Origin of the sequence: Streptomyces flavofungini (assembly GCF_030388665.1) — a bacterium.
GTDB classification, from domain to species: Bacteria; Actinomycetota; Actinomycetes; order Streptomycetales; family Streptomycetaceae; genus Streptomyces; species Streptomyces flavofungini_A.
Window position 1 is genome coordinate 3,056,027 of the sequence record NZ_CP128846.1, and the last position, 24,976, is coordinate 3,081,002.

The following is a 24,976-nucleotide window of genomic DNA, read 5'->3' on the forward strand; positions in this document are numbered from 1 at the left end:
CCCGGGCACCCGGCCCCGTGCCGAAGCCCCGCACCCGGCCCCCGCGACCAGGAGTGCCAGTTGAACCGCAGCCGCAGGCCGAGCCGCCCCGGCCCAGCCCGCCGACGCGCGCTCGCCGTCGGCGCCCTGGTGCTGGCCGCGACCGGGGTGGTGGCGGGCTGCGGCGACCCGGGCGACCTGCGGAGCGCGGGTGCCACACCGACGGCCGTCGGCCCCACCCGGCTGTGGCCGGACCTGCCGCCCGCGTCCTCACCGGTCGGTGACTACGGCGAGGCGGACACCGAGGAGGTCAAGGGCGTCAAGGTGCCCGACGGCGACCTGCACAAGGTGAACCCCGTCGCGATCGTCAGGGCGGAGGTGGCCGCGAACCCCGACGTCTACAGCGGGCCCGACGGGCTCTACAAGGAAACCGTCGAAGCCCTCAAGGACTGCGGCAAGGAGCCCGCGGACTGCCCCGTCCTCAAGGCGTACTACCGCGACTTCACCGGCGACGGCAAGGACGACCTCGTCGTCGGCATCCGCATGCCCGAGGAGCAGCTCGCCGTCCGTGTCTACGCGATGGACAAGGGGCACCTCACGCAGATCATGGGCACATCCGACGCGGTGCTCGGCGTGGAGCTCGCCGGGCGCGACCTGGTGGTGCGCGCGGTCTCCGGCATCCCCGGCTACGAGTACCGCACGGCCTGGTCCTGGGACCGGCACCAGCGCGCGATGCTGCCCACCCGCGACGAGATCCTGCGCTCGTCCGACGCGCCCCGCCCCAAGGGCGCCCGCAGCCAGGTGCCCGCCCTGACCGAGGCCGAGCCGGGCGCGGGTCCCGGCTCCGGCCCCGGCCCGGGTGAGACGTCGGGCCCGGGCGAGACGCCCGCGCCGAGCGCCGCCGACCGTCCGGGCGAGGGTTCGTGACCGCCGAGCCCGGGGCCGCGCCCCAGGCCGGGGCCCGCGGGTCCCGGCTGCCGCGCCTGCCTCGCCTGCCGTTCCGGCTGCCCGCCTGGACCGCGACGCTGGCCTGGAAGGCCGCGGCTTTCATCGCCGTGATGTGCTGCGCGCTCGCGGCGCTGCTCGGCGTGCTCGTGCACGTCGCGGTGACCAACCAGACCGTCGGCCAGGCCCGCGATCGCGCCCTGACCCGGCTCGACGAGGCCACCAAGCAGTACGAGGCGGGCGGGCGGCTCGGACCCGGCGCGGGCATCGACCCGCCCGGCCTGCCGCGGCGGCTGCGGGACCTCGCGGTGAGCGGGGAGCGGGGCACGATGGTCGGCGACCACGACGAGCGGCCCACGGTGTGGGCGGCGGGACCCGCGGACGGCGGGCGGGCCATCGCCGTACAGGTCGACTACGCCCAGGGCGCCCGCACCATCGACGGGCTCGACCGGGCCATCGTCGGCTCGTCGGTGCTCGCCATCGGGGCGACGCTGCTCGTCGGCGCGTTCGCGGTGACGCGAGTGACCAGGCGGCTGCACCAGACGGCCCGGGTCGCGCGCCGCATCAGCGCGGGCGACCTGGACGCGCGCGTCAACGACCCCCGCACCCACGACGAGGGACGGCACCAGGACGAGGTGGCCACCGTCTCCGGCGCCCTGGACACGATGGCGTCGTCGCTCCAGGGCAAGCTCCTGAGCGAGCAGCGCTTCACCGCGGACGTCGCGCACGAGCTGCGGACGCCGCTCACCGGGCTGCACGCCGCCGCCGAGCTGCTGCCGCCGGGCCGCCCCACCGAGCTGGTCCGGGACCGGGTGGCGACGCTGCGCACGCTCACCGAGGACCTCCTGGAGATCTCCCGCCTCGACTCGCGCAACGAGCGCGTCGACCTCGACGCGGTCCTCCTCGCTCCCCTGGCCGAACGCGTCGTGCGGGCCTCTGGCGCCGAGGTCGAGGTGCGCGTCGTGCGGGACATCGTGGCGGAGACCGACGGGCGGCGCCTTGAGCGAGTGCTCGGGAACCTGGTCGGCAACGCCCTCAAGCACGGGGCTCCGCCGGTGTCCTTGACCGTGGACGGGCCCGTGATCACCGTCCGGGACCACGGGCCCGGGTACCCGGACTACCTCATCGAGCACGGGCCGCAGCGGTTCCGCACGGAGGGGACGACCAAGGGGCACGGCCTCGGGCTCACCATCGCGCTGGGGCAGGCGAACGTGCTGGGGGCGCGGCTCGTGTTCTCCAACGCGGCCGGGTCCGGCGGGGCCGTGGCCACGCTCACGCTCCCGCATGTCGCCTCGGGCGGCGTGGGGGACGAGGGCTGACCCCGGCGTCAGGGCGCCCTCGCACCGCGGCCTTCGGCCTCGCTCGTCCTCGATCTCGCCCGAGCTCTTGAAGAGCAGGGGCCCCCACGACGGGCTCGGCTTCACCGTCTGCGGTCGTTTGCGTACTCCTCGTGTCGCTCATAGCGTGACATCGCGGCCTTTGACCCGGTCGCGATGTCACCCTTCCGCTCCCCGAGGAGGCCTCATGGCCCGTCGCACCCGCTCCTCCGTCACCACTCGCCTCTCCATACTCGTGGCCGGTGGCGCCCTCGCCGCCGCGACCGTCCTCACCGCCGCGCCCGGCGCCGCCGCCGACGACGCGAACAACAACCCGCCGATCTACAAGGGCCGGGTCACCGCCAAGTCCGGGCTGCTCCTGCGGGACGCCCCGACGCGGGGCAGCAAGGTCATCCGGAGCGAGCCGTACGGCAAGGTCGTGCACATCTTCTGCAAGGCGCGCGGCGAGTACGTCCACCACAACGACCGCTGGTACCTGCTCACCGACGGCACCTGGGCCTGGGGCGCCGCGCACTACATCGCCAACATCGGGCCCGCGCCGCGCTGGTGCTGACCAGGACACCGGCGACATAACCGGACATTAGGCTCGCAGCTTGCTACGTTCCGGGCATGACCGGAACAGCGGCGGAGCCCGCCGCCGTCGCCGCTGTCCGCCTGCCCCGGCGCCGCGGGACCGAGCTGGCGCTGATCGTCGTGGCCGTGCTGCTCTCGGTGTACGGCTACTGCGCCGTGGGGCTCGCCCGCGACGGTTCCGTCCCGCCCGGCGCCGCCGGTTACGGCGCCGGGCTCGGGGTGCTCGCGCTCCTCGCCCACGGGGCGGTGCGGCTGCGGGCCCCGTACGCCGATCCGCTGCTGCTGCCGATCGCGGTGCTGCTCAACGGCCTCGGCCTGGTGCTCATCTACCGGCTCGACCTGGAGACTCCCGGCGACCGGGCGGCGCCCACCCAGCTCGTCTGGTCGACGATCGGCGTCGGTCTCTTCATCGCCGTCGTGCTGGTCCTGCGCGATCACCGCGTGCTCAAGGGCTACGCCTATCTGTCCGTGGTCACCGCCCTCGTCCTCATGATCGTGCCGATCTTCTTCCCGGCGGTGAACGGCGCCCGCATCTGGATCCGGATCGGCGGATTCTCCATCCAGCCCGGCGAGTTCGCGAAGATCCTGCTCGCGGTGTTCTTCGCCGCCTACCTCGCGGCCAACCGCACCGCCCTGGCGTACGCGGGCCGCACCGTGTGGCGGTTCAAACGGCTGCAACTGCCCACCGGGCGGGTGCTCGGTCCGATCGTGGCGATCTGGCTGCTGAGCGTCGGTGTGCTCGTCCTGGAGCGCGACCTCGGCACGTCGCTGCTGTTCTTCGGGCTCTTCGTGATCCTGCTGTACGTCGCCACCGGGCGCACCGGCTGGATCGCCGTCGGCCTGCTGCTCGCGGCGGTCGGGGCGTTCGCGGTGGGTTCGCTGGAGCCGCACGTGCACGGCAGGGTCGAGGACTGGCTGCACCCGTTCGCGTCGATCGAGGCCGGCGAGGGGCCGAACCAGCTCGCCCAGTCGCTCTTCGCGTTCGCGGCCGGGGGCCTGCTCGGCACCGGTCTCGGGCTCGGGCACTCCATCCTCATCGGCTTCGCCGCGAAGTCCGACTTCATCCTGGCGACGGCCGGGGAGGAGCTGGGGCTCGCCGGGCTCGTGGCGATCTTCCTCCTGTACGCCCTGCTCGTGGAGCGCGGCTTCCGGGCGGGGCTCGCGCTGCGCGACCCGTTCGGGCGGCTGCTCGCGATCGGGCTCGCGTCGATCGTGGCGCTCCAGGTGTTCGTGATCGCGGGCGGCGTGACGGGCCTCATCCCGCTGACCGGGATGGCGATGCCGTTCCTGGCGCAGGGCGGTTCGTCGGTCGTCACCAACTGGATCATCGTGGCGCTGCTCATCCGGCTCAGCGACTCCGCGCGCGCCCAGGCCGTGCCGGTGTCCGCGTCCGGTCCCGCGGCCGGGTCCGGGTCCGAGTCCGGGTCGAAGGAGGTCAGGGCGTGACCCGCCACATCCGCCACGCCGCCGCGTTCTGCGCGCTGCTGCTCGTGGCCCTGCTCGTGAACGCGACCCGGGTGCAGGTCGTCGACTCACGGACGTACGACGACAACCCCGCCAACCGCCGCGCCGCCATCGCCCGCTTCGCCCAGCCGCGCGGCGACATCCTGGTGGACGGCAAGCCCGTGACCGGCGCCAAGGACACCGGCGAGCAGCTCCGCTACGAACGGACGTACCGCAACGGCCCGTTGTACGCCCCCGTGACCGGCTTCGCCTCGCAGGTGTACGGCACCACGTTCCTGGAGCACGCCGAGGACGACGTCCTGGCGGGCACCGACCCGATGCTCGCCCCGCTGCCCCTGTGGAACGACCTCACCCGCGCCCAGAACCCGGGCGGGAAGGTCGTCACCACCATCCGGGCGGCCGTGCAGCGCGCGGCGTTCGCCGGGCTCGGCGGCAAGAAGGGCGCCGTGGCCGCCCTCGACCCGGGCACCGGCGCGGTGCTCGCCCTGGTCTCGACGCCGTCGTACGACCCCGAGCGCCTCGCGGGCACGGGCAGCGCCGTGACCGGTGCCTGGGCGAGGCTCAACGCCGACCCGGACAAGCCGATGCTGAACCGGGCGCTCAGCCAGACCTATCCGCCGGGTTCGACGTTCAAGGTGGTGACGGCGGCCGCCGCGCTCGACGCGGGCGAGATCACCGACCTGGACGCGGACACCAGGTCCCCCGCTCCGTACACGCTGCCCGGCACCACGACCAGCCTCGCCAACGAGGTCGAGGGGTGTACGAACGCGAGCCTGCGGTACGCCTTCCAGTGGTCCTGCAACACCGTCTTCGCCAAGCTCGGCGTCGACACCGGCCAGGACGCCCTGGCGGGCACGGCGAAGAAGTTCGGCTTCGACAGCTCCGGCCTGCGGATCCCCTCGCCCGTCGCCACCAGCACCTTCGACACCGCCATGGACGACGCGCAGCTCGCCCTGTCGGCCATCGGCCAGTACGACACGCGCGCCACGCCCCTGCAGATGGCGATGGTCTCGGCGGCCGTGGCGGGCGGCGGCTCGGTCAAGGCGCCGTACCTGGTGGACCGGACGACGACCGACGACGGCGACACGGTGGCGTCGAGCGGCACCCGGACGCTCCGGCAGGCCATGAACCCGGGCACGGCCGTGCAGTTGCGCGAGCTGATGACGGACGTCGTCGAGAAGGGCACGGGCCGCAACGCCGCGATCGAGGGCGTCACCGTCGGCGGCAAGACGGGCACGGCCCAGCACGGCATCGGCAACGCGGGCACCCCGTACGCCTGGTTCATCGCCTGGGCCCAGGAGCCGGGCGACGCGCAGCCTTCGGTGGCGGTCGCCGTCGTCGTCGAGGACGCGTCGGCGGACCGCTCGGACATCAGCGGGGGCGGCAGCGCGGCGCCGATCGCGAAGGCGGTGATGGAGGCGGCCTTGCGCTGAGGCCGCGCCGGCGGGGTGCCTAGTCGCCCAGCCGGGCCGTGGTGCTGGCGCCGTCGATCGCCTCGCGGAGGAAGTCCGCGTGCCCGGAGTGCTGTGCCGTCTCGCGCAACAGGTGCAGCACGATCCGGCGCACGGACCACCGCGGTACGACGCCCGGCTCCCAGGGCGCCTCGGGCAGCGGCACGACCGTGTCGAGCCCCGCGCGCTCCACGGCCTCGTCGGTGGCGCGCGCGGCGGCCTCGTACGCGGTCACGAGGCCGGCCAGGTCGGCGCCCGGCGGCATCTTGTACTGCTCCATGTCGAACATGCCGGGCGGGGCATCACCGGTGCCGCTGCTCAGGATGAGCGTCCAGTTGCGCTCGCCGTGCGTGAGGTGGTTCACGATGCCGCCGAGTGTCAGCTCGCTGACGGTGGACCGTGTGGCGGCCTGCTCGTCGGTGAGTCCGCGCACCGTGATGAGGAGGGTGCGGCGCTGCTCACGCAGGGCGTCGAGGAGTTCCTGGGTCTCGGTCATGCGCACACGCTAGAGCTCAACTAGGACAGGTTGCGGCCTATTCGGGATCCGTGGCCGCGCCGGTCGCGACGGCCGCCTCGACCTCGGCAACGCGCTCCCCCTCCTCCGCGGCGAAGCGCTCGGCGTCCAGCTTCTCCGCGATCTCCTCGTCCTGGGCCATCAGCTGGTCGAGGTTGGAGTCGCCCATCTCGAACACGCCCATGTCCACGTACGCCTGCTGGAGGCGCTTGCCCCACAGGCCGATGTCCTTGACGCACGGCACGATGCGGCTGAACAGCAACTGCCGGAAGAGCTGGAGGTATTCGGAACGCTCGCTGCACTCCTCGGCGTCCTTGAGCGGGATGCCGAAGTTCTCGAGGACCTCGACGCCGCGCAGCCGGTCGCGCATCAGGTAGCAGCCCTCGATGACGAACTCCTCGCGTTCGCGCCGTTCGGCGTCGGTGAGCTGCTTGTAGTAGTCGCGCAGCGCCATCCGCCCGAAGGCCACGTGCCGGGCCTCGTCCTGCATGACGTAGGCGAGGATCTGCTTGGGCAGCGGCTTGTCGGTGGTGTCGCGGATCATGCCGAAGGCGGCGAGGGCGAGGCCTTCGATGAGGACCTGCATGCCGAGGTAGGGCATGTCCCAGCGGGAGTCGCGCAGCGTGTCGCCGAGCAGCGCCTGGAGATTGTCGTTGATCGGGTAGAGCATGCCGATCTTCTCGTGCAGGAAGCGGCTGTAGATCTCGGCGTGCCGGGCCTCGTCCATGGCCTGGGTGGCGGAGTAGAACTTCGCGTCGAGGTCGGGGACGGACTCCACGATGCGGGCGGCGCACACCATCGCGCCCTGCTCGCCGTGCAGGAACTGGCTGAACTGCCAGGAGGCGTAGTGCTTGCGCAGCTCGCCGCGTTCGGCGGCGGACATCAGGTCCCAGTACCGGGTGCCGTAGAGGGACAGGGCCTCGTCGGGGGTGCCGAGCGGGTCGAGCGGGTCGACCTCAAGGTCCCAGGCGATGCGCTTGGCGCCGTCCCACTGCTTGTCCTTGCCCTTTTGGTAGAGGTTCAGCAGACGTTCGCGGCCCTCTCCGTACTCCCAGCTGAAGCGGGCGGCGCCAGTGGCGGGGACCTGCCAGGTGAGGTCCTGCTGGCCTGAGGTGTACAGATCGCGTGTGGACACGGACGGCTCCTCGCGGGTCTCGGCGGCCCCCGCTGGCGCGCAACCGCCGCACAGGGGTGGCTCCTTGGCAGGCTCACACGGTGGTAGACGCGCGGTCAACAAGTCGTGCGCAAGGGATTGACGACCTTGCTGACAAGCAGTCTCATAAGACGTGACCCCCGGTAACCCGCTTGTGAGAGCACACGAGGAGCAGGAGATCTCATGACGACCGTGACCGAGGACAGCGAACTCGCGGGTCTGCGGGACGCGCTCGGCCTGCTCAAGGACCGCGAACAGGTGGCCCAGCGACTCCTTGAGTCCTCCGCCAAGCACTCCTTCGACCCCGACAAGGAGCTCGACTGGGACGCGCCCGTCGAGGACGGCAAGTGGTTCTGGCCGCCGGAGCTGGTGTCGCTCTACGACACCCCGCTGTGGCGGCGGATGTCCGAGGAGCAGCGCTTCGACCTGGCCCGGCACGAGGCGGCCTCGCTGGCCTCGCTGGGCATCTGGTTCGAGATCATCCTCATGCAGCTGCTCGTGCGGCACATCTACGACAAGTCCGTGACCAGCGCCCATGTGCGGTACGCGCTCACGGAGATCGCCGACGAGTGCCGCCACTCGATGATGTTCGCCCGCATGATCGAGAAGGGCGGGGCGCCGACGTACCCCGTCACGAAGCTCAACCACAATCTCGCCCGCGTCCTCAAGACCGTCTCCACCACGCCCGGTTCCTTCGCCTGCACCCTGCTCGGCGAGGAGATCCTGGACTGGATGCAGCGCCTGACGTTCCCCGACGAGCGCGTGCAGACCCTGGTGCGCGGCGTGACCCGCATCCACGTCGTGGAGGAGGCCCGCCACGTGCGGTACGCCCGCGAGGAGCTGCGCCGCCAGATGGTGACGGCACCGCGCTGGGAGCGCGAGCTGACCCGGATCAGCAGCGGCGAGGCGGCCCGCGTCTTCTCCATCGCCTTCGTCAACCCGCAGGTGTACACGAACGTCGGCCTCGACCGCCGTGAGGCCCTCGCCCAGGTCAAGGCGAGCGGCCACCGGCGCGAGGTGATGCAGTCCGGCGCGAAACGGCTCACCGACTTCCTGGACGACATCGGCGTGCTGCGCGGGGCGGGCAGGCGGCTGTGGAAGTCCTCGGGCCTGCTGGCGTAGCCCGCCGCGCCCGCCCGACCGCTCCCGGCCACCCCAGGCCCCGGGGCGCGCCCGCCCCCACTCTTCGTACGAAAACACGGTTACGCTGCGGGACATGAGCCAAGCCGTCGGCCCCACCCGCGCGTACCGGCGCCTCAGCGTCGAGGAGCGCAAGAGCCAGCTCCTCGACGCCGCCCTCAACCTCTTCGCGCACCGCGCCCCCGAAGAGGTCTCCCTCGACGACGTCGCCGAGGCCGCCGGGGTGTCGCGGCCCCTGGTCTACCGCTACTTCCCCGGCGGCAAGCAGCAGTTGTACGAGGCGGCGCTGCGCACGGCCGCCGACGCACTGCAGCAGTGCTTCGCCGAACCGCAGGACGGCCCGCTCACCCAGCGCCTCGGGCGCGCCCTCGACCGGTACCTCGCCTTCGTCGACGAGCACGACACCGGGTTCAGCGCGCTGCTCCAGGGCGGCAGCGTCATCGAGACCTCCCGCACCACCGCCATCGTCGACGGCGTCCGCCGCGCGGCGGCCGAGCACATCCTCGCCCACATGGAACTGCCCGAGCCGCCGGGCCCCCGGCTCCGCATGACCGTCCGCATGTGGATCACCGCCGTCGAGGCCGCCTCCCTCATCTGGCTCGACCAGGACAAGCAGCCGCCCCTGGACGAGCTGCGCGCGTGGCTGGTCGACCAGTTCGTCGCCCACATCACGGCCACGGCGGGCCGCGACGCGCAGACCGCCGCGATGGTCCGCCGCGCCCTCGCCCTGGAGACACCGGAGGGCCCGGTGGGCGAGCTGGCGCGACGGGTGCTGCCGGTGGTGGCGGAGGCGGGGCACCTGCTGTAGCGGTACGCGGGGCCGCAGCTCCCCGGCGCCCCGGGCCCCCGCCCCCGGGCCTCGGGGCCGCGCACCCGGCTCACCGGGGAGACACTGGTGCCGTGAAGAGTGAAGAGACCCCCTTCGTGGGCGGCCCCCTGGACGGCCGCGTCCTGCCCGTCCTCCTCGGCCCGACCGGCCACCCCCCGAAGGTCTACCGCGTCCCCGTGCCCGACGACGCGGGCGGCGAGCCCACGATCCTCGTCTACCGCCGCGTGGCAGCGGGCACCGCCCGCCGCTTCGGCCTCCACCCGGGCTGGAAGTACGAGTACGACGCCGGGGGCGGCGGGGGCGAGGGCGGCCTGCGGAACCTGAAGTGGCCGTGGTCGAAGCCGGGTCAAGGGCGGACTGCCGGGACGGACGCGGGCGGGGGTTCTGAGGCGTAGTCCTCAGCCTCTCCGGCGGTGCGCTGAGGTGCGGGTGGGTTCCAGCCCCTCCGGCGTTCGAGGAACCGGGGCCCGGGGCGGGGCGCAACCCGCCGCGCCGCGAAACCCTGGACGGGTGACCTCATTGCGCCAACCGATCAGCGCCGCCGCGCGCCCCGCCCGGCCCCGTCCCATGCTCACGGTGCGAGAGCGGACCCCCCGCCCCGCACCGTGAGGTGATGACATGTCAGGAAGGCTGCTGCGCTGGGTGTGCACCGGATCCGCCCTCTCCGCGCTCCTCACCGCCGTCCCCCTGTCCCCCCACGCCGCACCCGCACACGCGGCCCCGGGCCCCGGCGAGCGCCCCGTCGCCGAACTCCTGACGGACCTTCAGCGTCTGTACCGCGAGGCCGAGGAGTCCACGGAGATCTACAACGCGACCGAGGAGAAGCTGACCGACCAGCGCCGCCAGGTCACCGGCCTCAACCGCGGCCTCGCGCGAGCCCGCGCCGCCGCCCACGACGGCAGGGGCGCGGTCGGCCGCCTCGCCCGCCAGCAGTACCAGCACGGCACCGTCGAGATCTCCTCCTACGTACGCCTCCTCCTCGCCCGCGACCCGCAGGGCGCCCTCGACCAGCGCCACGTCCTGCGCCGCGCCGCCGCCGACCGGGCCGCCGCCGCCACCCGGCTCGTCGACGGCGAGAAGAAGGCCGAAGGGCTCGCCCGCGCGGCCCGGCGCGCCCTCGCCACCCAGGAGTCCCTGGCCGCGCGCCGGCGCACCGCCCGGGACACCGTGCGGGCCCGCCTCCAACAGGTCGAGGAGCTGCTCGCCTCGCTCAGCGCCGAGGAGCTGGCCGCACTCGGGCGGGCCGAGGAGGAGGGGGCCGAGCGGGCGCAGCGGCGGCTCGTCGCGTCCGGGGCGCTCGGGGCGCCCGCCGGGGCGGGACGGGCGCCGTCCGCGCGGGGGGAGCGGGCCTTGCGGTACGCCGTCGCGCAGATCGGGAAGCCGTACGAGTGGGGGGCGGAGGGGCCCGCCTCCTTCGACTGTTCCGGGCTCACCCAGCGGGCCTGGGGGGTCGCGGGGCGTGGGATTCCCCGGACCAGCCAGCAGCAGTGGGCGCGGCTGCCCCGGGTTCCCCTCCGGGACCTGCGGCCCGGCGACCTCGTCGTCTACTTCCCCCGCGCCACCCACGTCGCCCTCTACCTCGGCCGCGGCAAGGTCGTCCACGCGCCCCGGCCCGGGGCTCGCGTCAAGGTCTCGCCCCTCGCCGCGAACCCCGTCCTCGGCGCGGTCCGCCCCGACCCCCGGGCCACGCCCCTCTCCGACTACCGCCCGCCCCGATTGCCCACGGGGGCGACGGAGGGGGCGGACCGGGGGTGGTCGGGCTAGGCCTCGCGGGGCGCCCCGGTCCCGCCCCTTCTCCGAAACCGGGGCCGCGCCCCTGGACCCCAGGGGGTGGGCGCCCCCTCCGGGTGGGCCGGGGCACCCCCGAATCGGCGCTCCGCGCCTCGTCCTCAAACGCCGGACGGGCTCTCTCCCACCCATCCGCCCGGGGCACCCACCCCGGGGTCCAGGGGCGCGGCCCCGGGATCGGGAAGGGGCGGGGTCGGGGCTACGCAGCCGCGACTTCCGCCAGGTACGCCTCCGCCAGCTCCGCCTCGTAGAAGTAGTTCTCGAAGTCCGCCGGATCGTTGAAGCCGTTGGCGAACCGGTCGGCGACGGGCTGGAGTTCACCGGCGGCGCCGAGGAGGTCGAGGACGTGCTCGGGCGGCACACCGAGCATCGCGTTGGTCCACTTGGTGACGTGCTGAGCGGTGGCCCAGTACCGGTCGAAGGCCCCCTGCATCCACGCCTCGTCGAAGGGCCGCTCCCCGTGGGAGACGATCGAGGAGAGGTACGAGGCCGCGCACTTGGACGCGGAGTTGGACCCCTGCCCGGTGATCGGGTCGTTGGCGACGACGACGTCGGCGACGCCGAGGACGAGCCCCCCGCCGGGCAGCCGCCCGATCGGCTTGCGCACGGTCGGGGCGTACCGCCCGGCCAACGTGCCGCCGGCGTCGGTGAGTTCGACCTTGGTGGCGCGGGCGTACTCCCAGGGCAGGAACTTCTCCAGGAGTTCGAGGGTGAGGGAGAGGTGCTCGCCGGGGTCCTTGACGCCCCGGAAGACGTCGAGCGGACCGCCGGGGACGCCTTCCCAGAAGAGGATGTCGGCGCGGCCGGACGTGGTGAGCGTCGGCATGACGAAGAGTTCGCCGACGCCGGGCACGAGGTTGCAGCGCACGGCGTCGAAGTCGGGGTGTTCGGGCCGCGGCCCGAGCCCGTGGACGTAGGCGACGGCGAGGGCCCGCTGCGGCGCGTCGTACGGCGAGCGCGCGGCGTCCCGCTCGAACATGGACACCAGCTCGCCCTTGCCCGCGGACACGAGCACCAGGTCGTACGTACGGGAGAAGTAGTCCAGGTCGGAGACCGCCGCGCCGTGGATGACGAGCTGCCCGCCGCGCTGTGCGAACGTCTCCATCCAGCCCGCCATCTTCACGCGCTGGTCGACCGACTGCGCGTACCCGTCGAGCCTGCCGACCCAGTCGATGACGCGGGCGGAGTCGGGACCGGCGACGGAGACGCCGACGCCCTCGATGTTCGGCGCCTGCGACTCCCAGAAGTTCAGGCCGAGTTCTCGCTCGTGCTGCAGGGCCGTGTGGAACATGCACTGGGTCGACATGACCCGGCCGGACCGGATCTCGTCCGCCGTGCGGTTGGACATGAGGGTGACCTCGTACCCCTGCGACTGGAGGCCGAGCGCGATCTGGAGACCGGACTGACCGGCTCCGACGATGAGTATCTTCCGCATGCTGATGGGGATCCTTCTGTTCAGGGCTACTCGGGGGTGCGGTCCAGCGCGTGGCCCACCAGGGCGAGCAGCGATTCGATCGCCGAGATCCGCTGCCGCGCGTCCATGATCAGGACGGGGATGTGCGCGGGCACCGTCAGGGCCTCCCGGACGTCCTCGGCCTCGTACCACTCGGTGCCCTCGAAGTGGTTGACGGCCACGACGTACGGCAGGCCGCAGCTCTCGAAGTAGTCGAGCGCGGGGAAGCAGTCGGTGAGGCGGCGGGTGTCGGCGAGCACCACGGCGCCGATCGCGCCGCGCACCAGGTCGTCCCACATGAACCAGAAGCGCTGCTGGCCCGGTGTGCCGAAGAGGTAGAGCACCAGGTCGTCGTCCAGCGTGATGCGGCCGAAGTCCATGGCGACGGTGGTCGTGGTCTTCGCGGGGGTGGCGCTCAGGTCGTCGGTGTCGGCGCTTGCCTGCGTCATCAGCGCCTCCGTCCGGAGGGGCGTGATCTCGGAGACGGCGGTGACGAGCGTGGTCTTGCCCACGCCGAAGCCGCCCGCGACGACGATCTTCGTGGCGATCGGCGCGCGGGTGTGGTCGGTCTGCCAGGCCTGCACGCCCTCCTCGTGGGCGAGGAGTTCGGCGGCGTTCTCCAGGACCGCGGCGGCCGGATCCACCGGCGCCACCGGGTCGGAGACGGCGGAGTCGGAGACGGTGAAGTCGGAGACGGCGGAGTCAGAGACGGCGGAGTCCACTCAGCACCCTTTCGAGCAGTGCGCGGTTCGGCTGCCCGGGGCCGTGGCCCGTTCCGTACACGCGGATCTTTCCCTGGTCGGCGAGGTCGCTGAGCAGCACGCGGACCACGCCGAGGGGCATCTTCAGAAGCGCGGAGATCTCGGCGACCGTCCGCATCCGGCGGCAGATCTCGACGATGGCCCGCATCTCCGGCATGACGCGGGTGCTCAGCGGGTCGCCCTTGCCCAGCTCGCGCCGCTCCTCGGGGGCCTCGACGGCGGGGTTCGCGGCCACGAACGTCTCGACCAGGAGGACGTGCCCGAAGCGGGTGCGGCCGCCGGTCAGCGAGTACGGGCGCACGCGCGCCGGCTTCCGGGCGCCGCCGCGCCGGGGCAGCTCGGGCACGGCGCTCATCACGCGTTCTCCATCGACTGGCGCAGCTCGCTGCGGAGTTCGGGCGTGAGGACGTGTCCGGCGCGGCCGACGAACAGCGCCATGTGGTACGCGACGACCGTCATGTCGCAGTCGGGGGTCGCGTGCACGCCGAGCAGCGAGCCGTCGCTGATCGCCATCACGAAGAGGCTGCCCTCCGCCATGGCGACGACGGTCTGCTTGACCGAGCCGCCGTCCATCAGCCGCGCCGCGCCGAGGGTGAGGCTGCCGAGCCCGGACACGATGGTGGCCAGATCGGCGCTCGAACCCCTGGGGCCGGTGGGCCTGGTGGCGGGGCGGCGCTCGGCGTTGCGCACGGGGTCGGAGGAGAGCAGCAGGAGTCCGTCGGACGAGACGACGGCGACCGAGAGGATTCCGGGAACCTCCTCGACCAGGTCGGTCAGGAGCCAGTGGAGGTTCTTGGCCTCACTGCTGAGGCCGTAGGCGACGGGTTCGCCGGACGCCGACGCGGGGTCGGCGCCCGGGTCGGGTTTCACTGGCTTGGCGGAAGAACCGGGCGTGCGCATGGGCGCAGTCAACTGCTTGCCTCCTCGACTGGGTCCCCCGGAACATCTGCGGCACGGTGGCCTTCGGCACTCTCTTCGGTACGGGCTTCCGCACGGGCTTCGGTGCGGGCTTCCGCATGGGCTTCGGTACGGGCTTCGGTGCGGGCTTCGGTACGCGCCAGTTCCGCCGCCACGTCGCGACGGCCACTGTTGGCCCCCTGCTGGAACCCGCCGAGCCTGCGCCGCAGTTCCTCGGCGTCGACGGCGGGCCGCGGCTGCGGCGTGGTGCTCCCGGCGGTCGCGGTGATCCTCGGGGTCCGCTTGGGGAGGCCCTTGGCGGTGAGGACGGGGGCGTCGGCGTCCGGGGTGCCGGCGGTGGCCGCGCCCGGTACGTCGACGGCTTCCGAAGGGCCCCCGCCCTCCGAGAGCTCTTCCGAGAGCCCTTCCGAGAGCCTTTCCGGCAGCTCCGCCGGGAGTGCTCCCGGCGACTCCGCCGAAAGCTCTTCCGGCAGCGCTTCCGCCGCCGGCGCCACGTCCCGCTCCGAGGGTGACTGCGCGTCCGGCTTCGGGCGCGCCTCCTGCTCGGGCCGGACCTCGTCGTCCGGCCGCGCGTGCGGCTCCGCGTCGTCCGGGTGGTCGGCCGGGACGGGCGGTGCCAGGAGTTCGAGGGTCGTCTCCGCGGCGGCGATCAGGGGGTCCCGCTCGTCCGGACGGGGCAGCGGCGGAGGCAGCGGCGTACGGCTGTCGGCCTCGGGGCGCGGCAGCAGGACGTTGGAGTTGGCCTCGGCCTCCGAGCCCGGCAGGTGCACCAGCGGCGCCCCGGAGCGGGCGGCGGGCACCGCTCCTGGCATGCCGGCCGTGGGCGGCGCGGCGAGGATGCCGTCGGGCAGCACGACGACGGCCGCGACCCCGCCCTGCTTCTGCTCGCGCAGCCGCACCCGCGCCCCGTGCCGGGCGGCGAGCCGCGCCACCACGTACAGGCCGAGCCCGAGGCCGTCGCCGCCCTCCTGGTCGTACACGTCGTCGGGCGAGAACTCCGCGAGCCGCGCGTTGAGTTCGTCGAGGCGTTCGGCGGCGACGCCGATGCCCTCGTCCTGCACGGAGAGCATCACCTCGCCGTTCTCCAGGAGCCAGCCGGACACCTCGACGGGCGCGTCGGGCGGGGAGAACGAGGTGGCGTTCTCCAGGAGTTCCGCGACCAGGTGGCTGATGTCGTCGGCGGCGAACCCGGCGATGTGCGCGTGCGGCGGCAGCGTGGCGATGCGGACGCGTTCGTACCGCTCGATCTCGCTGACGGCGGCGCGTACGACGTCGACGAGCGGCACGGGGTCCGCGTGCTGGTGGCCGTGCTCGGCGCCCGCGAGGACCAGGAGGTTCTCGCTGTGGCGGCGGGTGACGGTGGCGAGGTGGTCGAGCTTGAAGAGGGTGGCGAGCCGGTCGGGGTCCTGCTCGCGCTCCTCCAGGCTCTCGATGACGGCGAGCTGCCGCTCGACCAGGCCGAGCGTGCGCAGCGCGAGGTTCACGAACGTGCCGTGGATGCTGCGGCGCACCCGCTCCAGGTGGACGGCGGCCTCGGCGAGTTCGGCGCGCAGCGCGTCGCGCTCGTCGGCCATCTCCTGCCGGGCGTCGGCCATCGTCTGCCGCTGGCCGACGAGGTGCTTGCGGTCGGCCTCCAGGGTGGTGAGCCGGTCCTGGAGGGCGACGGCGTGGCCGTGCAGCGCGTTGACGGAGCGTACGACCGCCGCGAACTCGTCGTCGCGGCCGGTGAAGCGCACCGGCTCCTCGGTCGCGGGCGCCGTCGCGACCCGCTCCGAGCCGCGGCGGAGCACGGCCAGCGGCCGGGTCAGCGAGCGGGCCGCGCCCATGCACACGCCGACGGCGACGAGCAGCAGGACGCCGACGAGCGCGATGCGGATCTCCAGCGCCGTCACATCGTCGTCGCGCAGGTCGCCGAGGCTCTGGGTGCGGGCGTCGGCGAGCGCGTTCTCGGCGCCGCGCATGGCCTCGATCCGGGCCGAGAGCGCGCTGTCGAGCTTCTTGCGGTCCAGGCGCAGGTCGGCGGCGGAGAGCCGGGGCCGGTCGGTGAGGCGCGTCAGGTACTGCTCGGCGGTCGTGACGCCGGTGCCGGTGACGGTGGACTCGTAGGTGGCGCGGGCCTTGGCGGGCGCGGCGTCCAGGAAGTCGGCGAGCGCGGCCAGCTCCCGCACACGGGCCTGCTGCGCGGCGGCGCTGAGGCCGTCGCGGCGCCCGTCCTCCTCGCTGGCGCCGGTGCCGGAGTTGGTGGGCAGGCCGGTGACGGGGTCGACGGTGGAGCCGGTCGACGAGGGGCGGGGCACGGCGAGCGCGGCGAGCAGGAAGCCGCGCGCGGAGCCCGCCTGGTCGACGGCGTGGTCGAGGTCCGCGAGGGCGTGGGCGCCGGAGCCCGCGCGCGGCGGAAGTCTCTCGGCGAGTTCACGGGTGAGGCCGTGCAGTTCGGCGATGGCTTTCCCGTACGCCTTGTGGGCGTCGAGTGCGCTGGTGTCGTCGGTGAGCGCGGCCCGGCGCACGGACGCGAGCCGGGCGAGGTCGCGGCGCAGCTCGGCGGTGACGGAGGTGTTGGTGTTCGCGTCGGCGGCGGCTTCGCGGAGCTCCTCGATGCTCCGGTCCACGCGCGCGCTGTGGCTCTCCGAGAGGCCCTTGCCTTCGGGTCGCCCCGCGGCGACGTACGCGGTGACCTCGTCGCGTTCGTCGGCCAGGGAGTGACTGAGCGTGATCGACTGCTGGGTCAGCTCGGCGAGCGTCACCAGGCTCTGGGACTCGTTCAGTTGGCCGGACGCGGTGACGACGACGGGCGCGCCGGCTCCGGCCACGGCGGCGGCGACGACCGCTACGGCCCCTATGAGGCGGTTGCGGACGCGGGCTTTGGGCGGGGCGGGGGGTGCGGGCGCGGTGGGCGCGGGCGCGGTGGGCGCGGGCGCGGTGGGCGCGGGGGCGGTGGGCGTGGGCGCGGTGGGCGCGGGCGCGGGGGTGGCCGGGGTGGGGGTGGGCGCGGTGGGCGTGGCCGCGCCGGCCGGTGTCGCGTCGGAGGGGTCGCCGGTCGTCGCCGAGGGGCCGGACTCGGGCGTGCCCTTCGCGGCGGGCTCCCGCTCCGCGGGGGTCGCGTCCGGCGGGTCACCTGCCGGGGCCTTCTGCCCACCTTCGCGCCGAGGCCGCATCTCTTGCACCGGTGCTCGCATTCCTGTTTTCGTCTGCCCTAGGGCTCAGGTGACGATCCGTCAACGCGAGCGCTCCCGGCACGGTCCCGACCTTCGCAGACGATTCCAGTGCCGGAGCGCGGCAGTCGAGCATCGTCTGCCTGGCCACCTGAAGGAGTGAACATCGACAGGGAGTTGGTGAGCAAGTCACCCTGCGTGCCGTGCGGGCCGCGCGTGGTGCGCCAGTTGGACGTCTGTGGGCGGCTTTGGCAGGATGCGCCGCCACACCCACGCCGGAGTTGATCATTCCGGCCGAAATCCGGCGCCTGACCTGCCGACTCCCCTCTCTTTGCCGCCCACCACGCCCGTCCCGGGCGTTCGCGCGCGCCTCGGGCAGACTGGCCGAATGCGCATCGAACTGACCACCGAACCAGGCGACCCGGACCGCCCCAACGAGGACTACGCGTCGGTGGCGCTCCCCGCGTCCGGACAGGGCGGATCACTAGTGCTCCTGGACGGGGTGACGCCTCCGTCCGGCGACGCCGGCTGCTCGCACACCGTCCCCTGGTTCACCGCCCGCCTCGGCGGCGCCCTGGGTGAACTGTCCGTTTCACGACGAGATATGACGCTGCCTGAGATTCTCGCGGCGGCCATCGCGCGCACCGCGGACACCCACCGTGACACCTGTGACCTTTCTCACCCACGCACCCCGCAGGCGACGGTGGTCCTCGCGCGGTGGGACACGGAGCGCGTCGAACACCTGGTCCTGTCGGACTCCGTTCTGCTCGTGGCGAGTGCCGACGGCGAGGTGGAGGCGGTCCTCGACCCGCGCCTCGACCAGCTCCCGGCCGCGGTCCGCGCGCAGCGGGACGTCGTACGAGCGCTGCCGCGCGGCTCGGCGGAACGGCAGGCGGAAGGACGGCGGTACGCGGCGGCGGTCGAGGCCCTGCGCAATGCCGAGGGCGGCTTCTTCACGGCGGCGGCGGATCCGGGAGTGGCCGCGCTCGCGATCACCGGCGAACGGCCCCGCTCGGCCGTCACCGCGCTCGCGGCCCTGACAGACGGCGCGGGACGCTGGGTCGAGACGTTCCGCGAGGGCGACTGGGCGGACTGCTTCGCGCTGCTGCGCAAGAGCGGGCCGCAGGCGCTGGTGGACCGGGTACGGGAGTTGGAACGGGCCGATCCGCAGGGCGCGGCGTTCCCGCGCGGGAAGCGGCATGACGACGCGGCGGTGGTGTGCGTGGAGCTGTAGCTCCGCGGGCGTACGGAGTCTCCTCAGGCGTACGGAGTCTCCTCGGGTGTACGGAGTCCCCGCGGGCGTACGGAGTCGCGGTGGGCCGCACCCGTTCCCGTATTCGCGTTCCGTACCCGTGTACCCGTGTACCCGTGTACCCGCACCCGCGTACCCGTGTTTCGGCACCCGTGTTTCCACACCCGCGAACCAGGACAGAAAGAAGACAATTCAATTCCAGCTGTTCCCGCAATCACGGCGAACTGATCTCCGGAACATTTCAACTGAAGCAGAGATCAGGAATTCACTGTTGAAATTCCGTTCGGCGGCAGGGAAGGATCAGCGGGCGAGGGGAACGCATGGCCACGTCCGGTCATGTGCCCGCGCACGAAGGAGAATTGAATGTCCCGGCGCATGGCGGTCATCGCGGGTTCCGCACTCGCGGCCGCGCTGGTGCTCAGCGGCTGCGGTTCGGACGACGACGGCGGCGACAGCAAGGAGGGCGGTTCGGGTTCGGCCGGAGCCGAGGCGAAGGTGCTCGCCGAGGTGGCGCAGCCGAAGGTCGGTGAGATGGCCGGCGCCATGGGCATGTGGACGACGGACAAGAACTTCGTCAAGTCCGGGCTCAAGAAGATATCCGGCTATCCATTGGCAGGTGGAAAGGCCGAGTGGGAGGTCCCGCTGACCGGCGAGATCTGCTGGTCGTCCCAGACGCCCACCAAGGACGGAAAGGTCGCCGTCGTCTTCCAGAACGACAAGAAGGACCCGTCGGTCTGCACCGAGGTCGGCGTCGTCGACATCGACAAGGGAAAGCTGCTCTGGCACAAGCAGGCCGTCGACGAATACGGCAACGCCCAGATGTTCGACGAGATCGCCGTCGGTGGCGGCACGGTCGCCGCGGCGGGCACGAGCGCGACCGCGGGCTGGAAGCTCGACGGCACGCCCTTGTGGAAGCCGTCCGACGAGACCTGCGACACGGTCGGCCACGCGGGCGACGACACCAAGCTGGTCGCGGTCCGCGACTGCGGCGACACCGATGACCCCAAGCTCCAGGTGGAGACGGTCGACCCGGCGACGCGCGCGGCGAGGTCCACGTACAAGCTGCCGCAGGGCACGGAGTACGTCCACGTCGTCGCCGTCGACCCGCTGGTCCTCGCCGCGGACGACGGCAAGTCGCAGGGCGGCTCCGGGATCTCGCGGTTCATCACCGTCGACGACAGCGCCGCGCGCGGCAAGGAGCTGAGCACGATCCCGGCGAGCGGCGGCAAGCACGGCAAGTACGAGGCCGACTGCCCGGCCACCGAGGTCACGGGCTGCGCCCAGCTCGCGGTCAGCAAGGAGAAGAACGCGCTGTACCTGGGCACTTCGGAGCCCGCGAGCAGTTCGTCCGCGGCCAGGAACGACCTGGTGTCCTTCGACCTGAAGACCGGCAAGCAGCTGCACCGGACGCCCGGTTCGGACTCGGGCCGTCTGGTGCCGATCGGCCTCGACGACTCCGGCAAGGTCATCGCGTACCAGGAAGCGAACATCGCCCGCGAGGAGGGCGGCGGCGTCTGGCAGGCCGACCCGGGCACCCTCAAGGCGAAGCAGGTCCTCCAGCACCCGGCGGACAGCTACGAGATGGAGGCCCGCTTCGAGTCGGACCGCCGTGCCCTCTGGGCGGGCGGCCGCCTCTACCTGGGCGCGGACCACGTGACGGAACCGTCGACGGTGTACAAGACGGCACAGCCGCTGGCGGTGGTGTTCGGCCAGAAGTAGGGGTGGAGCGGGCGGGGGGAATCCGCCGCGAAGCGGGCGGCAGGGAACCTGGCTCGGCGCGGAGCCCTCCGCGGCAATAGAACCTGACCCGGCGCGGAGCCTTCCGCTGCAATAGAACCTGACCCGGCGCAGAGCCTTCCGCGGCCTAGGACTCGGCCCCGGCGTTGAGCTTCCCCAGCAGCCGGGCGAGCTCGGCCACCTCCCCCCGGTCCCACCCGGCGAGCTGCCGAACGTATCGCTCCCGCCGCGCCCCCCGGACCGTCCAGAACCGCTCACGCCCTTCCTCCGTGAGCCGCACGAGCCAGGCCCTGCCGTCGGCGGGGTCTGGCTCACGCGCGACCAGACCCAACTGCTCGAGGGCGCGCAGCTGCCTGCTCATCGTTGCCTTGCCGACCCCGATGAACGCGGCGAGATCGGTGGCCCGCCGCGGCCCCGACTCGTCCAGGAACGCGAGCAGCCCGTACGCGGCCGGCTCCAGATCGGGATGCACCTGCCGGGCCATCTCCCCGGACGAGGCCCGCGCGCGGCGCAGCAGCAGCGTCAACTCCCGTTCCAGCGACAGGAACTCGTGGTCCACACCACCGCCGGACCCGGCCTCGGCCACCCCGGCGCCCTCGCCGCGGCCCGCGTCCTCGCGCATGTCAGCACCCATGCCACACTTTTCCGATCCTGAAAGTTTCCGCCGCCCACGGCCATCGCCGCAGCTCGACCAGTATTTCGCAGGCGTAGACCAACGGCGGGCGCGAGTGCCTCTTCCCCTTCGGGGTCTACGTGCGTAGCGTCATTGATGACATGTTCACACCAGCGACATGTCGACAGGTCCCCCCACCGAGTCCCGTACCCACCGCACCCCTCCGTACGACGGGGGAACCGTGAACCCCACGTACGCAGGACGCGCGCCTGCGCACGGGACTCCTCGAGGCCATACGGAGGCACGCCATGCCCGTGCACAGACCTGGTACCGCCCGCCGCTCCCACTCCGCGGCCGGCCTTCTCCTCGCGGTCATCTCCGCCCTGACCCTCCTCATCACCCTGCCCGGCGCCGCTCCGGCCGCCGAGGGTGACGACGTCCCGCAGCGCGGCTCCGCCCGCATGGGTATGGGCGTCATCGAACACGACGGCCAGGGCGGACGGCCCAGCGGCGGCGACGCCGCCCAGACCGAGGGCGTCGACGTCAGCAGCCACCAGGGCAACGTCAACTGGTCCGCCCTGTGGAACAGCGGCGTCAGGTGGGCCTACGTCAAGGCCACCGAGTCCACCTCCTACAAGAACCCGTACTTCACCCAGCAGTACAACGGCTCGTACAACATCGGCATGATCCGCGGCGCCTACCACTTCGCCACCCCCGACACCTCCAGCGGCGCCGCCCAGGCCAACTACTTCGCGAGCAACGGCGGCAGCTGGTCCCGCGACGGCAAGACCCTGCCGGGCGCCCTCGACATCGAGTGGAACCCCTACGGCGCGGCCTGCTTCGGCAAGTCCCAGTCCGCGATGGTCGCCTGGATCCGCGACTTCCTCAACACCTACAAGGCACGCACCGGCCGTGACGCCGTCATCTACACGGCCACCAGCTGGTGGAAGCAGTGCACCGGCAACTACGGCGGCTTCGGCAGCACCAACCCGCTGTGGATCGCCCGCTACAACACCAGCCCCGGCGAACTCCCCGCCGGCTGGGGCTTCCACACCATGTGGCAGTACACGTCGACCGGTCCCATCGTCGGTGACCACAACAAGTTCAACGGCGCGTACGACAGGGTCCAGGCCCTGGCCAACGGCTGACCGAGGCGACGGCTAACCGAGGCGACGGCTGACCGGAAGGACAGCTGACCGGGCCGACAGCTGACCGAGGCGACGGCTGACCGGAAGGACAGCTGACCGGGCCGACAGCCGGCCGGACCTCCAGCTGGTCGGACCGCCTTCCGCCCACGAGCACTTCACCGCCCACCGGGCGCGCCTCCCGCGTGCTCGTTCCCGCCCACCAGGCGCGCCGCCCACCAGGCAGTCGACGCCGTACGGGTGAGCGGCGAGGCCCGGTCCCTCCAGGGGGTCCGGGCCTCGCCCTTCCCCGCCGCGCCCGTCACGCCGCGGCGGGAAGCAGAGTCACGCCGCCGCCGGAACCCGCACCTCGGCCGGGGCGAGCGCCAGCTCCAGGACCTGGCGGACGTCCGTCACCGCGTGCACGTCCAGCTTCTCCAGGACCTCGGCCGGGACGTCGTCCAGGTCCGGCTCGTTCCGCTTGGGGATCACGACGGTGGTGATTCCCGCCCGGTGCGCGGCGAGCAGCTTCTGCTTCACACCGCCGATGGGCAGCACCCGTCCGGTCAGCGACACCTCACCGGTCATCGCCACGTCCGTACGGACCAGGCGACCGCTGAGCAGCGACGCCAGCGCCGTCGTCATCGTGACGCCCGCGCTCGGTCCGTCCTTCGGCACGGCGCCCGCCGGGAAGTGGATGTGCACGCCCCGCTCCTTGAGGTCGCCCACGGGCAGCTCCAGTTCGGCGCCGCGCGAACGCAGGAAGGAGAGCGCGATCTGCGCGGACTCCTTCATCACGTCACCGAGCTGTCCGGTGAGCGTCAGACCCGCCGCGCCCGTCTCCGCATCGGCCAGCGACGCCTCCACGAACAGCACGTCGCCACCGGCCCCGGTGACCGCGAGTCCCGTGGCCACACCGGGCACCGCGGTCCGCCGCTCGGCCGGGTCCTGCGCGGACTCCGGCACGTGGTGGGGCCGCCCGATGAGGCCGCGCAGCTCGTCCGCGCCGACGGTGAACGGCAGCTCCCGCTCACCCAGTTCGTGCTGCGCCGCGACCTTGCGGAGGAGCCTGGCGACGGACCGCTCCAGATTCCGCACGCCCGCCTCGCGGGTGTACTCCCCCGCCAGCTTGCGCAGGGCGCCCTCGTCGATCGTCACCTCGCCGTCGCCGAGCCCGGCCCGCTCCAGCTGTCGCGGCAGCAGGTGGTCCCGGGCGATGACGACCTTCTCGTCCTCCGTGTACCCGTCGAGCCTGACCAGCTCCATGCGGTCGAGCAGCGCCTCCGGGATGGCTTCGAGCACGTTGGCCGTCGCCAGGAACACCACGTCGCTCAGGTCGAGTTCGACTTCCAGGTAGTGGTCGCGGAAGGTGTGGTTCTGGGCCGGGTCGAGCACTTCGAGGAGCGCGGCCGCCGGGTCGCCCCGGAAGTCCGAGCCGACCTTGTCGATCTCGTCGAGCAGCACCACCGGGTTCATGGACCCGGCCTCCTTGATGGCCCGCACGATCCGCCCTGGCAACGCGCCCACGTACGTCCGCCGGTGCCCGCGGATCTCCGCCTCGTCCCGCACGCCGCCGAGCGCGACCCGCACGAACTTGCGCCCCATGGCGTGCGCCACGGACTCCCCGAGCGAGGTCTTGCCGACTCCGGGCGGGCCGACCAGGGCCAGGACCGCGCCGCCGCGCCGTCCGCCCACGACTCCCATGCCCCGGTCCGAGCGCCTCTTGCGCACCGCCAGGTACTCGGTGATGCGCTCCTTCACGTCCTGCAGGCCCGCGTGCTCCGCGTCGAGGATCTGCTGGGCGCCCTTGATGTCGTACTCGTCCTCCGTGCGCTCGTTCCACGGCAGCTCGAGCACCGTGTCGAGCCACGTGCGGATCCAGGAGCCCTCGGGCGACTGGTCGCTCGCGCGCTCCAGCTTCTCGACTTCCTTCAGCGCCGCTTCGCGTACGTTCTCCGGCAGGTCGGCGGCCTCGACCCGGGCGCGGTAGTCGTCGGACTCCTCCTCGCCGTCCTTGCCGTCCAGCTCGCGCAGCTCCTTGCGCACCGCCTCCAGCTGGCGCCGCAGCAGGAACTCGCGCTGCTGCTTGTCGACACCCTCCTGCACGTCCTTGGCGATGGACTCGGCCACGTCCTGCTCGGCCAGGTGCTCCCGCAGCTGCTCGGTGGCCAGCTTCAGACGCGCCGTCGGGTCCTCGGTCTCCAGGAGCTGGATCTTCTGCGCGGTGGTGAGGAACGGCGAGTAACCGGAGTTGTCCGCCAGCGCCGACACGTCGTCGATCTGCTGCACGCGGTCGACCACCTGCCAGGCCCCGCGCTTCTTCAGCCAGCTCGTGGCCAGCGCCTTGTACTCCTTGACCAGCTCGGCGGTGGCGCCCGGCAGCGGGTCCGGCACGGTCTCCTCGACCCGCGCACCCTCCACCCACAGGGCCGCGCCGGGACCGGTCGTGCCCGCACCGATGCGCACCCGCCCACGGGCCCGGATCAACGCCCCCGGGTCCCCGTCCGCGAGCCGGCCGACCTGCTCGACCGTACCGAGCACGCCCATGCCCGCGTACGTCCCGTCGATCCGCGGAACAAGCAGCACCTTCGGCTTGCTACTGCTTCCACTGGACCGCGCGGCGGCCTGCGCGGCCTCCACCGCGGCTCGTACTTCGGCGTCGGACAGGTCGAACGGCACCACCATGCCGGGCAGCACGATTTCGTCATCGAGCGGCAGCACGGGCAGAGCGAGCGGTGTGTGCGACGTGGACTCAGCAGCCATGATCTCCCCTTCGGCATTCAAGTTGAGCTA

At 72.7% G+C, this 24,976-nt stretch carries 21 protein-coding genes; 12 read left to right on the top strand and 9 right to left on the bottom strand.

Annotated features, from left to right (window positions below; translation table 11 throughout):
* Window positions 1-60: 60 nt before the first annotated feature.
* From QUY26_RS12070 to QUY26_RS12090, 5 genes are all read left to right on the top strand, one after another.
* On the top strand, window positions 61-906 hold the full coding sequence (locus QUY26_RS12070) for a hypothetical protein (protein WP_289945861.1): 846 nt from the start codon (window positions 61-63) through the stop codon (window positions 904-906).
* Between the two features lie 131 nt (window positions 907-1,037).
* Window positions 1,038-2,243: an ATP-binding protein gene (locus QUY26_RS12075; RefSeq protein WP_436840499.1), complete on the top strand. Its 1,206-nt coding sequence runs from the start codon at window positions 1,038-1,040 to the stop codon at window positions 2,241-2,243.
* Between the two features lie 205 nt (window positions 2,244-2,448).
* Entirely contained in the window at window positions 2,449-2,814 is a 366-nt protein-coding gene (locus QUY26_RS12080) for an SH3 domain-containing protein (protein ID WP_289945863.1), read from the top strand.
* A gap of 56 nt (window positions 2,815-2,870) precedes the next feature.
* Entirely contained in the window at window positions 2,871-4,280 is a 1,410-nt protein-coding gene (locus QUY26_RS12085) for an FtsW/RodA/SpoVE family cell cycle protein (RefSeq protein ID WP_289945864.1), read from the top strand.
* Window positions 4,277-5,731 carry a penicillin-binding transpeptidase domain-containing protein gene (locus QUY26_RS12090; RefSeq protein WP_289945866.1) on the top strand — a complete coding sequence of 485 codons (1,455 nt, stop codon included), beginning with the start codon at window positions 4,277-4,279 and terminating at the stop codon, window positions 5,729-5,731. Before QUY26_RS12085 ends, QUY26_RS12090 begins: the two co-directional genes overlap by 4 nt.
* 19 nt (window positions 5,732-5,750) lie before the next feature.
* Here QUY26_RS12090 and QUY26_RS12095 read toward each other — a convergent pair whose 3' ends face one another.
* The gene (locus tag QUY26_RS12095) at window positions 5,751-6,245 is read right to left on the bottom strand and encodes a DinB family protein (RefSeq protein ID WP_289945868.1); all 495 of its coding nucleotides are present in this window, start codon (window positions 6,243-6,245) and stop codon (window positions 5,751-5,753) included.
* Window positions 6,246-6,282: 37 nt separating this feature from the next.
* Entirely contained in the window at window positions 6,283-7,398 is a 1,116-nt protein-coding gene (locus QUY26_RS12100; RefSeq protein ID WP_289945870.1) for a ferritin-like domain-containing protein, read from the bottom strand.
* 201 nt (window positions 7,399-7,599) lie between these two features.
* Between QUY26_RS12100 and QUY26_RS12105 the strand changes: the two genes are divergently transcribed.
* The 4 genes from QUY26_RS12105 to QUY26_RS12120 all read left to right on the top strand — a co-directional run bounded on the left by QUY26_RS12105 (window position 7,600) and on the right by QUY26_RS12120 (window position 11,149).
* Window positions 7,600-8,538, top strand: coding sequence for an AurF N-oxygenase family protein (locus tag QUY26_RS12105; RefSeq protein ID WP_289945873.1), 939 nt, complete (start codon window positions 7,600-7,602; stop codon window positions 8,536-8,538).
* Window positions 8,539-8,632: 94 nt separating this feature from the next.
* Entirely contained in the window at window positions 8,633-9,364 is a 732-nt protein-coding gene (locus QUY26_RS12110; protein WP_289945874.1) for a TetR/AcrR family transcriptional regulator, read from the top strand.
* A 92-nt stretch (window positions 9,365-9,456) separates the two neighbouring features.
* A complete protein-coding gene (locus QUY26_RS12115; RefSeq protein ID WP_289945876.1) occupies window positions 9,457-9,780 on the top strand; it encodes a hypothetical protein in 324 nt (107 codons plus the stop codon).
* Window positions 9,781-10,003: 223 nt separating this feature from the next.
* Window positions 10,004-11,149, top strand: a complete 1,146-nt coding sequence (locus QUY26_RS12120; protein ID WP_289945878.1) for a C40 family peptidase — start codon at window positions 10,004-10,006, stop codon at window positions 11,147-11,149.
* A 223-nt stretch (window positions 11,150-11,372) separates the two neighbouring features.
* On the opposite strand, the gene QUY26_RS12125 is transcribed toward QUY26_RS12120, so the two are convergent.
* From QUY26_RS12125 to QUY26_RS12145, 5 genes are all read right to left on the bottom strand, one after another.
* Window positions 11,373-12,608, bottom strand: a complete 1,236-nt coding sequence (locus QUY26_RS12125) for a styrene monooxygenase/indole monooxygenase family protein (protein WP_289945879.1) — start codon at window positions 12,606-12,608, stop codon at window positions 11,373-11,375.
* Between the two features lie 26 nt (window positions 12,609-12,634).
* Window positions 12,635-13,249 carry a GTP-binding protein gene (locus QUY26_RS12130; RefSeq protein WP_289955662.1) on the bottom strand — a complete coding sequence of 205 codons (615 nt, stop codon included), beginning with the start codon at window positions 13,247-13,249 and terminating at the stop codon, window positions 12,635-12,637.
* A 79-nt stretch (window positions 13,250-13,328) separates the two neighbouring features.
* Complete coding sequence (locus tag QUY26_RS12135) at window positions 13,329-13,742, bottom strand: DUF742 domain-containing protein (RefSeq protein WP_289945881.1); 414 nt, start codon at window positions 13,740-13,742, stop codon at window positions 13,329-13,331.
* Complete coding sequence (locus tag QUY26_RS12140; protein WP_289945884.1) at window positions 13,742-14,299, bottom strand: roadblock/LC7 domain-containing protein; 558 nt, start codon at window positions 14,297-14,299, stop codon at window positions 13,742-13,744. Before QUY26_RS12140 ends, QUY26_RS12135 begins: the two co-directional genes overlap by 1 nt.
* A complete protein-coding gene (locus tag QUY26_RS12145) occupies window positions 14,296-17,460 on the bottom strand; it encodes a sensor histidine kinase (RefSeq protein WP_289955663.1) in 3,165 nt (1,054 codons plus the stop codon). The genes QUY26_RS12140 and QUY26_RS12145 overlap by 4 nt, the downstream gene beginning before the upstream one ends.
* A gap of 385 nt (window positions 17,461-17,845) precedes the next feature.
* Here QUY26_RS12145 and QUY26_RS12150 point away from each other — a divergent pair, with 385 nt between their 5' ends.
* Entirely contained in the window at window positions 17,846-18,691 is an 846-nt protein-coding gene (locus tag QUY26_RS12150; RefSeq protein ID WP_289945886.1) for a hypothetical protein, read from the top strand.
* 381 nt (window positions 18,692-19,072) lie between these two features.
* A complete protein-coding gene (locus QUY26_RS12155) occupies window positions 19,073-20,428 on the top strand; it encodes a hypothetical protein (protein ID WP_289945887.1) in 1,356 nt (451 codons plus the stop codon).
* A 145-nt stretch (window positions 20,429-20,573) separates the two neighbouring features.
* Here QUY26_RS12155 and QUY26_RS12160 read toward each other — a convergent pair whose 3' ends face one another.
* The gene (locus QUY26_RS12160) at window positions 20,574-21,068 is read right to left on the bottom strand and encodes a MarR family winged helix-turn-helix transcriptional regulator (RefSeq protein ID WP_289955664.1); all 495 of its coding nucleotides are present in this window, start codon (window positions 21,066-21,068) and stop codon (window positions 20,574-20,576) included.
* A gap of 299 nt (window positions 21,069-21,367) precedes the next feature.
* Between QUY26_RS12160 and QUY26_RS12165 the strand changes: the two genes are divergently transcribed.
* Window positions 21,368-22,207 carry a lysozyme gene (locus QUY26_RS12165; RefSeq protein WP_289945889.1) on the top strand — a complete coding sequence of 280 codons (840 nt, stop codon included), beginning with the start codon at window positions 21,368-21,370 and terminating at the stop codon, window positions 22,205-22,207.
* A 321-nt stretch (window positions 22,208-22,528) separates the two neighbouring features.
* Here the strand turns inward: QUY26_RS12165 and lon are convergent, their stop codons facing one another.
* Window positions 22,529-24,946 carry an endopeptidase La gene (gene lon, locus QUY26_RS12170; protein ID WP_289945890.1) on the bottom strand — a complete coding sequence of 806 codons (2,418 nt, stop codon included), beginning with the start codon at window positions 24,944-24,946 and terminating at the stop codon, window positions 22,529-22,531.
* Window positions 24,947-24,976 lie beyond the last annotated feature (30 nt).

Coding starts and splice junctions, on each gene's coding strand:
- QUY26_RS12075 (WP_436840499.1), top strand. CDS start 1,038: ATGTGCTGCGCGCTCGCGGCGCTGCTCGGCGTGCTCGTGCACGTCGCG.
- QUY26_RS12080 (WP_289945863.1), top strand. CDS start 2,449: ATGGCCCGTCGCACCCGCTCCTCCGTCACCACTCGCCTCTCCATACTC.
- QUY26_RS12085 (WP_289945864.1), top strand. CDS start 2,871: ATGACCGGAACAGCGGCGGAGCCCGCCGCCGTCGCCGCTGTCCGCCTG.
- QUY26_RS12095 (WP_289945868.1), bottom strand. CDS start 6,245: ATGACCGAGACCCAGGAACTCCTCGACGCCCTGCGTGAGCAGCGCCGC.
- QUY26_RS12105 (WP_289945873.1), top strand. CDS start 7,600: ATGACGACCGTGACCGAGGACAGCGAACTCGCGGGTCTGCGGGACGCG.
- QUY26_RS12110 (WP_289945874.1), top strand. CDS start 8,633: ATGAGCCAAGCCGTCGGCCCCACCCGCGCGTACCGGCGCCTCAGCGTC.
- QUY26_RS12120 (WP_289945878.1), top strand. CDS start 10,004: ATGTCAGGAAGGCTGCTGCGCTGGGTGTGCACCGGATCCGCCCTCTCC.
- QUY26_RS12125 (WP_289945879.1), bottom strand. CDS start 12,608: ATGCGGAAGATACTCATCGTCGGAGCCGGTCAGTCCGGTCTCCAGATC.
- QUY26_RS12135 (WP_289945881.1), bottom strand. CDS start 13,742: ATGAGCGCCGTGCCCGAGCTGCCCCGGCGCGGCGGCGCCCGGAAGCCG.
- QUY26_RS12145 (WP_289955663.1), bottom strand. CDS start 17,460: ATGCGGCCTCGGCGCGAAGGTGGGCAGAAGGCCCCGGCAGGTGACCCG.
- QUY26_RS12150 (WP_289945886.1), top strand. CDS start 17,846: ATGCGCATCGAACTGACCACCGAACCAGGCGACCCGGACCGCCCCAAC.
- QUY26_RS12155 (WP_289945887.1), top strand. CDS start 19,073: ATGTCCCGGCGCATGGCGGTCATCGCGGGTTCCGCACTCGCGGCCGCG.
- QUY26_RS12160 (WP_289955664.1), bottom strand. CDS start 21,068: ATGCGCGAGGACGCGGGCCGCGGCGAGGGCGCCGGGGTGGCCGAGGCC.
- QUY26_RS12165 (WP_289945889.1), top strand. CDS start 21,368: ATGCCCGTGCACAGACCTGGTACCGCCCGCCGCTCCCACTCCGCGGCC.
- lon (WP_289945890.1), bottom strand. CDS start 24,946: ATGGCTGCTGAGTCCACGTCGCACACACCGCTCGCTCTGCCCGTGCTG.